The following is a 12,608-nucleotide window of genomic DNA, read 5'->3' on the forward strand; positions in this document are numbered from 1 at the left end:
ACATTTTGTTGACTACCGCGAGAGATCGGACAAACCCTTTAACCTTCTGTTCGACGCTGACGAAGATTTGCGCGAGCAGCCATTGGGCGGCCGCAAAAAGCGCCTCCAGCGCCTTTTGGCCGATGGCAAAGCGGGGCCTCGGCTTCGCTATGTCGATCATTTCGAAACCGGTGGCGATGCGGTGCTGCGGTCGGCCTGCAAACTGTCCCTTAAAGGCATCGTTTCGAAAAAGCTGGATGCAGTTTACCAATCCGGTCGGAGCGATAGCTGGATCAAATCCAAGTGCAGGGCAGGGCATGAAGTTGTCATCGGCGGTTACGCCACGAATGGCAGCCAGTTCCGATCGCTGCTGGTGGGTGTCTATCGAGACAGGCACTTCGTCTATGTCGGTCGTGTCGGCACGGGGTTCGGAGCCGGCCGCTCAAGGCTGCTGCTGGATACCCTGAAACCGTTGATCGTCTCCCGTTCCCCTTTCACAGGCATCGGCGCACCAAAAAAGGAAGCCGGGGTCCATTGGGTCAATCCGGAAAAAGTTGCCGAAATCGAATTTGCCGGATGGGGTGCCAACGGACTTGTGCGCCAGGCGGCATTCAAGGGGCTGCGGGAAGACAAACCTGCCGAGGACGTGACCACCGAGGAACCGGCTTCGCCAACGCAGGCTGAAAGCAAGCCCTCTGCTCGCAAATCCGCGTCTGCAAAATCGGTGCGACAGTCCAGCAGCAGGACTGAGGTGATGGGTGTCCTGATCTCTCATCCCGACAAGGCGCTTTGGCCGGACAGCGAAGATCCGGTTACCAAGCAGGAGCTGGCGCAATATTACGAGGCCGTTGGCGACTGGCTGATCGAGCATGTTCGGGGGCGCCCCTGTTCCGTGATCCGCGCACCGGATGGCATCGGCAACGAGCAGTTCTTCCAGCGCCATGCCATGCAGGGCACATCGAACCTTCTGGAGCTTGTGAAGGTCACGGGCGACAACAAGCCTTATCTTCAGGTCGATCGTATCGAAGGACTGGCGGCGCTGGCGCAGGTGGCGGCTCTCGAGCTGCATCCCTGGAACTGCCAGCCGAACGAACCGGAAATCCCCGGTCGGCTTGTCTTCGATCTCGATCCCGGTCCCGAGGTGCCTTTTTCGATCGTGGTCGAAACAGCCCGGGCACTGCGTGACCGCCTCGACGCTCTGGGCCTTCTCAGCTTCTGCAAGACGACAGGCGGAAAGGGACTGCATGTGGTGACCCCGCTCAAGGCGGGAAAGGGGGCAGCGCCGAACTGGGACGACGCCAAGGATTTTGCCCGCCGTGTGTGCGAACAGATGGCGGAGGAGCAGCCTGATCTCTACCTGACCAAGATGGCGAAGAAACTGCGCAACGGCCGCATCTTTCTCGATTATCTGCGCAATGACCGGATGGCGACGGCGGTGGCACCGTTGTCGCCGCGCGCAAGGCCGGGCGCCACGGTATCCATGCCTTTGACCTGGGCTCAGGTGAAAACCGATCTCGATCCGACCCGTTTCACGATCCGCACTGTGCCCGCTCTGATCGGGAAAAGCGACGCCTGGAAGGATTATTGCCAATCCGAACGCTCGCTCGCTGAGGCGATTAAGCGCCTCAACAGGATGAGCTGAACCTCCGCTAGGTCCGGTCGCTATTTCTTTTTCGAGCGGCGATTGTCAGCCTCGACCGATTTGCGCAGAGCATCCATGATGTTGATGACATTGCTCGGTTTGTCGTTCTCGGATGTGCTCGCCTTTTTCGGCGCAGGCGCTCGGCGATGTTTCTTCTTCGACTTGATGATGTCGAGAAGATTGTCCTGCACGGGGTCGGAGACCATTTTTGGTTCCCAGTGCCGGGTGTGTTTCTTGATGAGCTTGCGGATCAGCGGCAAGGTTGCCTTTTCCGGCTTTTCCTTGTCCAGCCCTTTGAAATAGTTGGCCTCGTCCCTGACTTCATCGCCATATCTGAGGGTCCACAGCACAATGCCTTTTCCGCGCGGTTCCAGCATCACCGCCCGCTCGCGGCGACCCAGCACCAGCCGGGAGATGCCGACCATTTTCTGCTTGTCCATCGCGGCACGAATGACTGCGAACGCCTCATCGCTGACCTTGTCGTTCGGCGTCAGGTAATAGGGTTTATCGAGCCAAATCCAGTCGATCTCGTCGCGTGGGGCAAATGTCGAGATATCGATGGTCTTCGTACTCTCCAGCGCCACATGGTCGAGGTCGTCGTCTTCCAGCATGACGTAATCGTCCTCGCTGCGCTGATATCCTTTCACCTCGTCCTTGTCGCGGACAGGTTTGCCGGTGACCGAATCCACATACTGGCTGAGTACCCGGTTGCCGGTATCGCGATTGAGGGTGTGGAATTTGACCTTGTCGCTGTCCGACGTCGCAGGCGTCATTTCGACCGAACAGGTGACCAGCGAAAGCTTCAGATAGCCTTTCCAATAGGGACGCAGTGCCATGTGATGATCCCCCGCCTATACAGCTTTTCGGCGCGATGCGTTTTCGGATGACTTGGTGGCTTTCTTGCGTGTACTGTTGGTGTTCGCAGACTTTGGCTTGCTGGCGGATTTCTTGGTCGCGCCGGCGCTGTCCCTCAGGGCCTGTAGCAGGTCGCTTGGTTTCGAGGCCTTGACGGCCTTCGGCTTCTTGAACGGCTTGCCCTCGATCTTGGCCTTGACCATGTCGGCCAAGGCCTCCTCGTAGCGGTCATCGAATTTGGATGGATCGTAGCCGCCCTTTTTCGTGCCGATGATATGCGATGCAAGATCGAGCATTTCCTTGTCGATCTTTATATCCGGCATATCCTCAAAGGCTTCGTCGGCTGAGCGGACCTCGTAATTGAAGTTCAACGTCGTGCCGACAAGACCGTCGCCATAAGGGCGGATCAAGACCGTTCGCAAGCGGCGAAACAGAACGGTGCTGGCAATGGCCACAACCTTGGCTTCCTTCATGCCGTCACGCAGCAGGGCAAATGCTTCCTCGCCGGCCGTCTGCGGCGCAAGATAATAGGGTTTGTCGAAATAGACATCATCGATCTCGTCGCAGGGGATAAAAGCATCGATGGCAAGCGTCTTGTCGCTGTCGGGAATGGCGGCCGCGATTTCCTCCGGCTCAAGCACGACATAACGGCCATTGCCCGTCTCGTATCCCTTGACCTGATCGTCATGCTCGACTGCATCACCCGTTTCGCTGTCGACGAACTCGCGGCGCACGCGATTGCCCGTCTTGCGATTGAGGATGTTGAAACTGATCCGCTCAGATGAGGAGGCCGCTGTGTATAGCGCCACAGGGCAGGAGGCCTCTCCGAAGGTAATATGCCCTTTCCAGTTTGCACGCGGTGCACTCATCTCGGCCTACTCCATACACAGTCGTCTCATAAACCGACTGGCGCAGGGAATCGTTCCGCAGGGTCGGCTTGGTGCAGTTGGAACGACGGCGGCGCGTGTTAGATCGAGTGCGTCGGTGTTCGTGGGGACATTCTCAATCGAACCCCCGCGCGTTGGACGCGGTATCTCTCCGATGCCCGTTGAGACTGCTGTTCGTGGGCGGCGATGTGCAGGGATCTGATTTCCGCGGCAGCCTCCAGAAGCGCCGATGCAATCTCTGCGTCGGTGAAGACCGGGACCGCCCGGGCCATCGTCATCATGTCTATGGCGACATCTTGGCCTTCGCCATGGGAAGGAAGACCGACATCCTCGCGCATATCCCGGATCGTTTCGTAGGATATGTCGAGCAGACAGGCCCGCGTAGTCTCCGGCAGCCGATCGACGCGATTGGCTGCCTTCACGAGTTCCGCAACAAAGTCCGATGCATTCTCCATGTCATCACCATGACCTTCGTATCCAGGTCTGACCAAACACAGCTGGGCCGCATCAGTTCCCTTCGGCAATTGCTGCATTACCGGTAGCTTGGGTCGAGACATCAAAATTTTCCATATCGACGCAACCTTTTTGTCGATCCTGCATTACCGGCCAGCATTGCAGGAGACAGGCACAATGAAGGTGATCGACGACTGGCTTGACGATAAGCTTTCAGCACGAAAAATGGTGCTGGGATATGTCGAAGATGCCAGCGAGTTCAGCATGCTAGCAGGCGCATTGCGTGCCGAGGCGCAAGCGGCTGGCTATCACCCGAACGCCCTCGCCAAGGCCTGCGGCGGCGATATCTGCTCCTACCTGATGCAGGTGACGCGAGGTGCGGACACACCGATGGCGGCGGAGTAGCGGGTGGTCTGTGGCACTGCGCTATCGCATCATATAGGATGGCCGAGCCTGTCGCGACGAGGCACGGGAGTTGTTGGAGGCAGCCCTTTGATGTCAAGTGATGAGCGTACGAGTGATCTGAAATCATGTGGCTGGCCGAGACCTCACTTGGCATGAAGCCCGAGATCGCAGGTTGGCTGCTGATGCTCATCGTGTCGGGTGCCTGCGCTTTGGCTTGACGATTTCCCTTATCGCCGCCACACCAGCCGTTCTGCCGGGAGGTGCTCTAGGAGGGACTGGTTGCCAGTGATGCATGGCGTCACGTCCCGGCGATCAGGCCGTAGACGGCGATGAATATGTAAAGAGCAAAGGCTGCGATCGCGAACACGGCCAAGAAGCCGATTGCGCCGCGTCCCAGAAGGACCTTCCGTCTCTTCTCCTGCGGTGTATCATTCGAGGGTGTGAGACCCGTCGGTGTATGCGTGCTTTTGTCTTTCGTCACTGAGACACTCCCTGATAATGCCCAGCGAACCGACACAGGAGGGTAAAGTTCCCTTCGGAGTGGAACTAATGACCCCAGCTCAGATTAGCGCGGCTCATAGAGGACAATGATGAGGGGCCTGTGCCGTAACGTATGGTAATGATCGGAGGAGGTTTTGGCGGCCTTTCTTGCTGACAGGATAGCACCTGCTCTCTGGCGAACTCGTATATGTGCCAAGGCGGCGAAGGGGACGAGTGCGACACAGAGCAAAGCCGCACTGCTGTCTTGGGAGGCTGACACGGCGTCAGTGAAATCTTGCGGCTACAAGGACCATTCGCAAGGCCTTAGTGCGGCTTTTCCGCCTCGCCCTTTTCTGCCGGAATAACGATGCCGACATAGCGGACCGGGTTGCCTGTCGCATCCCGAAACACTCGACCGTATGACGCGACGGCCACATAACTGCCCGAGGCGCTCATAACGCGGTAGGCTTCTTGCTGGGGATGATGTCCTACAATACTGTCTCGAATGGTCTTCGCCAAACGCGGCCGATCTTCGGCATGCACCCGTTCCAAATAGATATCGATGGGGAGTCCTGTTTCCGCCAAGGTCTGGTCCAGGCCGAAGAGCTCCGCCAATGCGTTGTCAGCGTAGAGAATGTTTTCCGGGATATCCCAGCTGTAAAACCCCGCATCAGGAACGCTATCGGACATCAATGCCAATTCAAATGTTAGGTCGATTGCAGTCCGCATTTCCACTCCCGTAGCACTTTATTGCTACTTTAGCGCTCACGAATGTACTTTCAAGCGCCGTGGCTGTCAGACAGGTCCGGGGGCGTACATTTCCTCAAGTTTTCGCAGGACGGCCATCACGCCTATGCCTAATTCGTTGCAGTCGCGAGTCGTCAGCGGTGGGCGGATGGCTGCCGACCGGATGCGGGCCAGATACGTCGAGAGATCCTCGAGTTGGGGGTCGAACGGTTTTGTCTCGATGACAACGAGGGGCTTATCCATAGTGGCGGTGTCCGGCGAAAGAGGGTTTGTGGCCCCGAGAGACGGCGCCAGCATGGGTACCCATAAGCTATTTTAGCGACACTGTATATTGCCCATGAACGGTAGCAGGCCTCGACCATTCAGGAAGCACGAGTGTTGATCGGTCAATTATCTTTGCCGCAATAAATGTTTCGCTCGGCATGTCGCTGGCAAGGAGAGGCCTGCGGAACCAGATTGGTTGGGTTGTCTCTCAAGGGTGTTGCTGTTAGCGCTGACCACCCTAGTTCAGCTTGGATGAATATCAACCAGGCTGCCAGCCACATGCCGCATCGCAAATCGACGCTTTCAATGGACCGCTTCCTTGAGTGGTCGCTTGAGCATACGGTGCCACCCCTCTATCGCTTCGTCCTCGTCACGGTTTCCGTTATCCTTGTCGGCATATTTAGGACCTTGTTCGTCACTTCACTGCTGCCGTGGCTGTTCTTCATTCCGTTGATCGTTTTCGTCGCTCTTGTTTTCGGGCGGGGGGCGGGACTTTACGCCAGTCTTGCCTCGACGGTCGTCGCCGCCTTCACGATATCGAGCCGCGCCGAACCGTTTTGGTTATCGGGACCTCAATGGGCCGGTAGTCTCCTCTTTCTTGTCGTCACGCTTGGTCTGGCCTGGCTCTCGGCGGAATTGCGATCGGCTTTCGCTCGCTACCGCAAACTTGTCGCCCAGCACGCCCGAACGAACGATGAACTGAAGGCCGCCGAGGGCCAGCAGCTGCTGTTGAACGAGGAACTCAGCCACCGTCTTAAGAATGTCCTCGCGGTTGTTCAGTCTGTAGTCTCGCAGACGCTCAGGCAGGCGGACGATCTGCCGTCAGCGAACACGGCGCTGTCCGCGCGCCTCGTTGCTCTCGGCAACGCCACCACCGTTCTGACGGCAAATTCCTGGGCATCGGCGGATATCACGGCGATGATCACCAAGGTCCTCGCTCCGCATGCGGAAATCGGAAGCCGGATCAAAGTCAGTGGTCCGCCATTGACACTCAATCCACGGGTGGCACTAGCTTTTGCACTGGCTCTTCATGAACTCGCCACGAACGCGGCCAAGTATGGCGCGCTGGCAAATGAGACCGGTCATGTAGAGCTGACATGGAATATTGACCGCCAGGGTAGCGAGCCACGGCTGCGATTGCTCTGGGAGGAAATCGGCGGCCCCCCTGTGACACCCCCGACTCGGCGCGGTTTTGGATCAACGATGATCGAGCGGTCCCTCAAATCCTATTTCCGAGGAGAGGCAAAACTGGAATACCGTTTGGAAGGACTAAGGTTCGAGGTCGACTGCGAGCTTGAAGCAGCAGGTATGGCGGAAGGCTGATCATGGGGCAGAGCAAACCAATCAATACACACACCATCCTGCTCGTTGAGGACGAGGCGATTATTCGCTTCGAACTTGCGGATTTTTTTTCCGACGCAGGCTACGAGGTCTTCGAAGCGGGCGATGCGGATGAGGCAATCGCAATACTGGAACGTGAAGCCTCGATCCGCGTGGTGTTGACCGATATCCAGCTCCCCGGCACGATGGATGGCCTGAAACTCGCTCATTACGTCCGAGACAGGTATCCTCCGACAGTCCTGATCGTCACATCAGGGACGGCGCATCTGGGACCAGAGCAACTCCCGCTGAACACCAGCTTTATTGCCAAGCCCTTCGATCCAGCTCGAATACTCCAGCAGATCCGACAGATGACGCGATAGCACGCGGTTGGTGACACGCCGATCCACAAAGACCTTGATACACTTGCCGCAGCCGCTGCACCACGCCGCAGCATGGGATCTGCAGACTCCGACAAGAATGGCGCCGGCGGGGATCAAGCGAAAGGGTATGTAAGGTTACTTCACGGCAGCGCATCGTACGGTAACGTACCGATCGCGTGAAGGTTGGAACGAGTGCCGATGCCATACCTTACTCCCACTGGAAAATAAAAGGGAGATCTCAATGGTTACCATGGTCGGCAACGAGAGTGAGTTTGGCAAACTGATCAGAGACCTGATTTATCTGGAGCACGATGCCATCGCGGCATACGAATCCACGATCGAGCGTCTTGACGACAAGGCACTTAGCGCGAAGGTAGCCGAGTTCCACCAGGATCACCTGCAGCACCTTTCTACCCTTAACGAAATTGCCGTCGAGGCTGGTATTGAGGCCCCAACCAAAGGCGATATGAAGCAGATGCTGACAACCGGGAAAATCGCTTTAGCCGATCTGTTTGGCGACAAGACAATTCTTAAAGCGATGAAAACCAACGAAGACGATACGGTGACAGCCTATGAACGAGCGTCACGTCACGAGGACGCTCTTCCCGAGTCTAAAACATTCTTCATGAAAGCTCATCAGGACGAAGTTCGGCACAGAGCGTGGTTTGAGACCACTGCTGATCAGCTATAATTCCCGGACTGAAACCGGCCAAGTGCTGTGGGCGCTTACATGATGTTAAGCGCCCTTCAGGTTGCCATCCGTCCGCGGAGCCTGCGAGGCACCGAGTGCGCTCCTATCAACCCATTCCAAGGCATTGTTACTTTGGGCACCACGGAGATTGGGGATCTGATGGATCTTTAGAGCGACCTGCACCGCGGGAGTCAAGTTTTGACAGGGCATCCCATCGGCAGGCAGCCGGAGGCAAGTAGGACCTCATTGAACCAGATGGCACTCACATAACCTCAATGGGGGCACGACTTGGTTTGCGTTTCCAGAATTCACACCAGCCCGAATTTCTCACAAGGAACATAGATGCTGGAGCTTCTACAGGCTAACGCACCGATAATCTCTGCTGCGGCCAGCCTTGGAACGCTCTGTATCTGGGCAGTCTACCTGCAAATTTTTGTCGGAGGGCATCGAAGGCAAATCAAGCCGATGCTCGTCATCAATCACGGTGAGGGACGCACGCTCAACGCTCATTGCCTTGTGACGAACATGAGCAAGGATCCCGTGCATATTCAAAGCGTCGTTGCGAGCGTCACAACGGAAGCGCAAACCTATACGGCCTATATTACCGACGCCGAAGACATTCGGCGCTCCGGTATTGATACTGGCTGGCAGCGCATGACGCGCCAGGGCCCTTTACAACCTGGAACAATGGTCGACATGGGCACGTTCGATTGTATTATCGAGTATGCGAAGGCGACCGCGCTCGGTTTCGACGAGCATCCGGTTCCCAGGGGTGACATGATGCCAGACACAATCGAGATCACAATTCTTGGCATCTACGGTTCCGAGGATCTATTGATTGGCGCCGCGCGAACCTTCCATCTGACGACCTCCGAAGCTGGCGGCAGTATCAAGGCTTCGGAAGCATTGACGCGCCAGATAACCCGAAGGCACGAACGCAAAAAGCTCTTGAGGGAGTTGAACGAGCAACTGTAAGCTGGTCTCAACAACGAGAGGGTGGCAACGAAGTATGGTTGGAAGCGCTACCCGGCCCGGGACACCAGCACATATTTAGTTAGCCGGCTATATAAAATCGGATAAGCTCGATTATGGAACTATGCTGCATCAAGAGCAACGACATAGCGAGTTTTAATTAGGCTCACCTCGGCAGACAACGGGAAGTGACATGTAATAGGACCGAACGCCGCCAGCGCCAAACATATGCGGGTTCAGGCGACAGTTTTAAGTATGATCCGCCAATGTCGTCGATCCTCTGCGTCCACCTTCAGCAAGGCCGTTAATGGTGCTTGTGTCACATACCAGTAGATCCGAAATAGTCGTGAAGACCCTGTCCCTTAAAGACTTAGCGGATCGGCCCGGTTGATTGCCTCTGCATCGAGGAGCCGCAGTTTGATCCCGCTATCTGCGACGATGCGCAGTGTCCTTATCATCTCCGCAGCCTCAAGAAGAGCCGATCGAATTTCGTCCTCCGAAAGGCTTTCCGCATTGTTTGCCGTTTTGAGGAGATCGATGATCGCGTCGCTCTTGGTGCCACTGCCTGGTATTCCGACTGCGGTGCGCATGTCGCTGATAGTGGTGATGCTTGAGTAAAGATGATCCCGTACCTCACCGCCGCTGAGACGGCTCACCCAGTTGGCTGCAAGTATCAGGTCGGCCGGGGTGGTCTTTGCAGGCATGGAATCCCTGAAAATTTATCATTTCGCGCGTTTGGAACTATGCCACCCTAATTTCACGCAGCGGGTTTTGGTGGCTATAGGATCCCATCTCAACCATCATGTTCAGAACGCCTCTCAGATCATACGGCTTCGCTATGAAACGAGCGTTCCCTACCAGTTCGCCATCATCGATCGCATGTCCGCCGGATGTCACGATGACGGGAACTTCCTTTTTGCACGACGCGACATAGCGAGCAACATCGAGGCCGTTAAGCCCACCGGGCATGTCTATATCGGTTATCACCACATCGATGGTGCGCGTTCCCAGAAGCCCGATCGCTTCAAGCGCGGTCGCGGCCTCGACAACCGTATAGCCCTCTTCTTCAAGGCTGTCGGCAAGTATCATCCGGATCAATGGCTCGTCTTCGACGATAAGTACGGTACGCTGGTACATGGCCGTCTCCTAGCTGCAAGCACGAGTACAACTCGGCTGTCCAGAACAAGATCGTCCCCTCGCCGACATTCTTTGCGAACAAGTTTAATAAAATGCGAATGATCAGTTGGTCGCGGGCCAGTCATTTGCGGGCTCGTCGATGACAGCAGCATCATCCGCGGGGTCGGGATCCTTCTCACGCGCGGTCCGAAGATGGTCCACCTGCTCCCTAACAGCCTTAAGCACCTCTTCGTGCGCCACACCTTGGACAACGAATTTGTCCACGAGGTCCTCCACCTTGAGCTTGAGTTCTGCTTGCCATTCACTGGTCATCTTTTCCTCCGTTTGATTGTTCTCTCAGAAAGTTCGATCCATACAGGGGCATGGTCGCTCGTGTGCTCCCAACCACGGACGTGCTTGTCGACCTCAGCCTTGGCAAGCCGCTCGGCCAGATCGGGACTGAGGAGAAAGTGGTCGAGCCTGAGCCCGGCATCGCGGCCGTAGGCATTCCGGAAATAATCCCAGAAGGTATAAATGGGTTCGCCTGGATGAATCTCTCGAACGGCATCGGTCCACCCTTGCTCGACCAAGGCGCGGTATGCGTCTCGCACCTCCACGCGGAACAGTGCGTCGTCCTTCCATCGCTCCGGTTTGTAGACGTCGAGTTCCGTCGGCACGACGTTATAGTCGCCGGCGAGTATCACGGGCACGTCAAGCTCCATCAGCTCAGCGGCATAGTCCTGCAGACGGTGCAACCACCGCAACTTGTAGTCGAACTTAGGGCTGGGATATGGATTTCCGTTCGGGAGATAGAGCCCTCCGACCACGATGCCATCAACGATCGCCTCGATGTAGCGGCTCTGCTCATCCTCCAGCTCGCCGGGGAGGCCTTTCCGCGTTAGAAGCGGCTCCTTGCCACGAGCGAGTATTGCCACCCCATTCCAGGATTTCTGGCCGTGCCAGACTGCTCCGTACCCAGCCTTCTCGACCTCTTCGATTGGAAACCTGGGATCGGGAGCCTTCAGTTCCTGAAGCACGACGATATCCGGCCGCGCCTCGTCCAGCCACCGGAGCAGCACCGCGAGCCGACCGTTCACGCCGTTGACGTTGTAGGTAGCAACCTTCACTTGCGCTTGTGGTCGCCCTTGTCGCCCTCACCAGGCTTTGCCTCGTGCTTGGCCTGATGACGCTTGTCGGCAGACAGCGATCGGCCGACATCGACAGACTCCTTGAACTGGCCCTGCTCGTCGCGGCGCACGTATCGCTTGTCAGTTCCAGTATCGATCAGTTCGCGCTTGCTCATAATGCTCTCTTTCGGTTGTAGCAAAGGCACAACTCACGAGCTGGCGAAAAGATGCATCGATTCCAGCATCTTGATCCCAATCCTCAGGTTGCAGTGGCGAACTAGAGCAAGCCATTGAAAAAGACTCTCTTTTCGTACCGGAACGATTTGCCTCCTGATTCGGTTGAATCGCCAAAGTTGCGTTAGTTGCGTGGAGAGTTTCGATGGCAGGACAGCGTGCACAGTGGAAAGGGTTCATCAAATTCGGTGAGGTGACAGCGGGTGTCGCGCTCTATACGGCAGCATCGACCTCCGATCGCATCGCGTTCAACACAATCAACAAGGCAACGGGACACCGGGTCAATCGCGTATTCATCGACAGCGAGACTGAAGAGCTCGTCGAGAAGGAACATCAGACCAAGGGCTTCGAGATCGAGAACGGCCATTACATTATCATCGACCCTGAAGAGGTTGCGGCGGCGATCCCGGAGAGCAACAAAACCCTCGAGGTCGAAGCGTTCATCCCCTGCTCCGACGTGGACGACGTCTATTTCGACAAACCCTATTACCTGACCCCGGACAAGATGGGATCGGATGCCTTTGCTGCTCTGCGTGACGGCATGCGCAAATCCAAGGTTGCCGCCATCGCCCGCACGGTCTTGTTCCGCCGCATGCGGACAGTCCTCATACGCCCTCACGGCAAGGGTCTTATCGCGACCACCCTGAACTACGACTACGAGGTGCGTTCGTCGAAGAAGGCCTTCGAGGAGATGCCGAAGATCAAGATCGAGGGCGAGATGCTTGATCTCGCGAAGCACATTATTGGCACCAAGAAGGGCGACTTCGATCCGGCATCGTTCGACGACCGATACGAAGCAGCCCTCGAGGAACTCGTGAAGGCGAAGATTGAAGGCAAGTCGGTGCCGAAGCGGAAGAAGGTCGAGGTATCGACGCCCAATGATCTGCTTGCTGCTCTTCGGGATAGCGCCGGAATGGCAACTGAAAAGGACGACAAGCCGAAACGCACTGCAGCCAATGCCAACGCTGGCAAAGGCAGGCAGGGCGCTGCGCGCGGGGCGGCATCGAGGTCCGCCGCTTCGAAGGCTGCCCCGCAGCGCAAGTCAGCTTGAGG

Annotated in this window: 16 protein-coding genes and 1 pseudogene; 7 read left to right on the forward strand and 10 right to left on the reverse strand. The window is 56.8% G+C overall.

Going from position 1 to position 12,608, the window contains the following annotated elements:
* Nucleotides 1–37 precede the first annotated feature (37 nt).
* A pseudogene (ligD, locus tag ACRQ1B_RS17725) lies at nt 38–1,621 on the forward strand (DNA ligase D); the annotation flags it as partial.
* A 20-nt stretch (nt 1,622–1,641) separates the two neighbouring features.
* Here ligD and ku (ACRQ1B_RS17730) read toward each other — a convergent pair.
* The 3 genes from ku (ACRQ1B_RS17730) to ACRQ1B_RS17740 form a co-directional block, all read right to left on the reverse strand.
* The gene (gene ku, locus ACRQ1B_RS17730; RefSeq protein WP_432295150.1) at nt 1,642–2,457 is read right to left on the reverse strand and encodes a non-homologous end joining protein Ku; all 816 of its coding nucleotides are present in this window, start codon (nt 2,455–2,457) and stop codon (nt 1,642–1,644) included.
* Between the two features lie 15 nt (nt 2,458–2,472).
* Entirely contained in the window at nt 2,473–3,345 is an 873-nt protein-coding gene (gene ku / locus ACRQ1B_RS17735; RefSeq protein ID WP_432295151.1) for a non-homologous end joining protein Ku, read from the reverse strand.
* Between the two features lie 98 nt (nt 3,346–3,443).
* A complete protein-coding gene (locus ACRQ1B_RS17740; protein WP_432295152.1) occupies nt 3,444–3,920 on the reverse strand; it encodes a hypothetical protein in 477 nt (158 codons plus the stop codon).
* A gap of 73 nt (nt 3,921–3,993) precedes the next feature.
* On the opposite strand from ACRQ1B_RS17740, the gene ACRQ1B_RS17745 reads away from it, so the two are divergent.
* Nucleotides 3,994–4,221, forward strand: a complete 228-nt coding sequence (locus ACRQ1B_RS17745; RefSeq protein WP_432295154.1) for a hypothetical protein — start codon at nt 3,994–3,996, stop codon at nt 4,219–4,221.
* Nucleotides 4,222–5,025: 804 nt separating this feature from the next.
* On the opposite strand, the gene ACRQ1B_RS17750 is transcribed toward ACRQ1B_RS17745, so the two are convergent.
* Nucleotides 5,026–5,430 (reverse strand): PAS domain-containing protein, encoded by a 405-nt coding sequence (locus ACRQ1B_RS17750; protein WP_432295155.1) that lies wholly within the window; start codon nt 5,428–5,430, stop codon nt 5,026–5,028.
* Nucleotides 5,431–5,496: 66 nt separating this feature from the next.
* Nucleotides 5,497–5,691, reverse strand: coding sequence for a hypothetical protein (locus ACRQ1B_RS17755; RefSeq protein WP_432295157.1), 195 nt, complete (start codon nt 5,689–5,691; stop codon nt 5,497–5,499).
* Nucleotides 5,692–5,991: 300 nt separating this feature from the next.
* On the opposite strand from ACRQ1B_RS17755, the gene ACRQ1B_RS17760 reads away from it, so the two are divergent.
* The 4 genes from ACRQ1B_RS17760 (at nt 5,992) to ACRQ1B_RS17775 (ending at nt 9,081) form a co-directional block, all read left to right on the forward strand.
* On the forward strand, nt 5,992–7,035 hold the full coding sequence (locus ACRQ1B_RS17760) for an HWE histidine kinase domain-containing protein (RefSeq protein WP_432295158.1): 1,044 nt from the start codon (nt 5,992–5,994) through the stop codon (nt 7,033–7,035).
* Between the two features lie 2 nt (nt 7,036–7,037).
* Nucleotides 7,038–7,415 carry a response regulator gene (locus ACRQ1B_RS17765; RefSeq protein WP_432295159.1) on the forward strand — a complete coding sequence of 126 codons (378 nt, stop codon included), beginning with the start codon at nt 7,038–7,040 and terminating at the stop codon, nt 7,413–7,415.
* Nucleotides 7,416–7,656: 241 nt separating this feature from the next.
* Nucleotides 7,657–8,106, forward strand: a complete 450-nt coding sequence (locus ACRQ1B_RS17770) for a ferritin-like domain-containing protein (protein WP_432295160.1) — start codon at nt 7,657–7,659, stop codon at nt 8,104–8,106.
* Nucleotides 8,107–8,448: 342 nt separating this feature from the next.
* Nucleotides 8,449–9,081, forward strand: a complete 633-nt coding sequence (locus ACRQ1B_RS17775) for a hypothetical protein (RefSeq protein ID WP_432295161.1) — start codon at nt 8,449–8,451, stop codon at nt 9,079–9,081.
* Nucleotides 9,082–9,440: 359 nt separating this feature from the next.
* On the opposite strand, the gene ACRQ1B_RS17780 is transcribed toward ACRQ1B_RS17775, so the two are convergent.
* The 5 genes from ACRQ1B_RS17780 to ACRQ1B_RS17800 all read right to left on the reverse strand — a co-directional run bounded on the left by ACRQ1B_RS17780 (nt 9,441) and on the right by ACRQ1B_RS17800 (nt 11,497).
* A complete protein-coding gene (locus tag ACRQ1B_RS17780) occupies nt 9,441–9,782 on the reverse strand; it encodes a hypothetical protein (RefSeq protein ID WP_432295162.1) in 342 nt (113 codons plus the stop codon).
* 37 nt (nt 9,783–9,819) lie between these two features.
* Nucleotides 9,820–10,215, reverse strand: a complete 396-nt coding sequence (locus ACRQ1B_RS17785; RefSeq protein ID WP_432295163.1) for a response regulator — start codon at nt 10,213–10,215, stop codon at nt 9,820–9,822.
* A gap of 102 nt (nt 10,216–10,317) precedes the next feature.
* Nucleotides 10,318–10,527, reverse strand: a complete 210-nt coding sequence (locus ACRQ1B_RS17790; RefSeq protein ID WP_432295164.1) for a hypothetical protein — start codon at nt 10,525–10,527, stop codon at nt 10,318–10,320.
* The gene (xth, locus tag ACRQ1B_RS17795; RefSeq protein ID WP_432295165.1) at nt 10,524–11,321 is read right to left on the reverse strand and encodes an exodeoxyribonuclease III; all 798 of its coding nucleotides are present in this window, start codon (nt 11,319–11,321) and stop codon (nt 10,524–10,526) included. The genes ACRQ1B_RS17790 and xth overlap by 4 nt, the downstream gene beginning before the upstream one ends.
* The gene (locus ACRQ1B_RS17800) at nt 11,318–11,497 is read right to left on the reverse strand and encodes a hypothetical protein (RefSeq protein ID WP_432295166.1); all 180 of its coding nucleotides are present in this window, start codon (nt 11,495–11,497) and stop codon (nt 11,318–11,320) included. Before ACRQ1B_RS17800 ends, xth begins: the two co-directional genes overlap by 4 nt.
* Before the next feature lie 203 nt (nt 11,498–11,700).
* On the opposite strand from ACRQ1B_RS17800, the gene ku (ACRQ1B_RS17805) reads away from it, so the two are divergent.
* Entirely contained in the window at nt 11,701–12,606 is a 906-nt protein-coding gene (gene ku, locus ACRQ1B_RS17805; RefSeq protein ID WP_432295167.1) for a non-homologous end joining protein Ku, read from the forward strand.
* Nucleotides 12,607–12,608 lie beyond the last annotated feature (2 nt).

The organism is Endobacterium panacihumi (genome assembly GCF_050847465.1).
GTDB classification, from domain to species: Bacteria; Pseudomonadota; Alphaproteobacteria; order Rhizobiales; family Rhizobiaceae; genus Neorhizobium; species Neorhizobium panacihumi.

Bases quoted from the DNA above. Each gene is read 5' to 3' on its own strand.
- ku (WP_432295150.1), bottom strand. From the start codon at position 2,457: ATGGCACTGCGTCCCTATTGGAAAGGCTATCTGAAGCTTTCGCTGGTC.
- ku (WP_432295151.1), bottom strand. From the start codon at position 3,345: ATGAGTGCACCGCGTGCAAACTGGAAAGGGCATATTACCTTCGGAGAG.
- ACRQ1B_RS17740 (WP_432295152.1), bottom strand. From the start codon at position 3,920: ATGTCTCGACCCAAGCTACCGGTAATGCAGCAATTGCCGAAGGGAACT.
- ACRQ1B_RS17745 (WP_432295154.1), top strand. From the start codon at position 3,994: ATGAAGGTGATCGACGACTGGCTTGACGATAAGCTTTCAGCACGAAAA.
- ACRQ1B_RS17750 (WP_432295155.1), bottom strand. From the start codon at position 5,430: ATGCGGACTGCAATCGACCTAACATTTGAATTGGCATTGATGTCCGAT.
- ACRQ1B_RS17755 (WP_432295157.1), bottom strand. From the start codon at position 5,691: ATGGATAAGCCCCTCGTTGTCATCGAGACAAAACCGTTCGACCCCCAA.
- ACRQ1B_RS17760 (WP_432295158.1), top strand. From the start codon at position 5,992: ATGCCGCATCGCAAATCGACGCTTTCAATGGACCGCTTCCTTGAGTGG.
- ACRQ1B_RS17765 (WP_432295159.1), top strand. From the start codon at position 7,038: ATGGGGCAGAGCAAACCAATCAATACACACACCATCCTGCTCGTTGAG.
- ACRQ1B_RS17770 (WP_432295160.1), top strand. From the start codon at position 7,657: ATGGTTACCATGGTCGGCAACGAGAGTGAGTTTGGCAAACTGATCAGA.
- ACRQ1B_RS17775 (WP_432295161.1), top strand. From the start codon at position 8,449: ATGCTGGAGCTTCTACAGGCTAACGCACCGATAATCTCTGCTGCGGCC.
- ACRQ1B_RS17780 (WP_432295162.1), bottom strand. From the start codon at position 9,782: ATGCCTGCAAAGACCACCCCGGCCGACCTGATACTTGCAGCCAACTGG.
- ACRQ1B_RS17785 (WP_432295163.1), bottom strand. From the start codon at position 10,215: ATGTACCAGCGTACCGTACTTATCGTCGAAGACGAGCCATTGATCCGG.
- ACRQ1B_RS17790 (WP_432295164.1), bottom strand. From the start codon at position 10,527: ATGACCAGTGAATGGCAAGCAGAACTCAAGCTCAAGGTGGAGGACCTC.
- ACRQ1B_RS17800 (WP_432295166.1), bottom strand. From the start codon at position 11,497: ATGAGCAAGCGCGAACTGATCGATACTGGAACTGACAAGCGATACGTG.
- ku (WP_432295167.1), top strand. From the start codon at position 11,701: ATGGCAGGACAGCGTGCACAGTGGAAAGGGTTCATCAAATTCGGTGAG.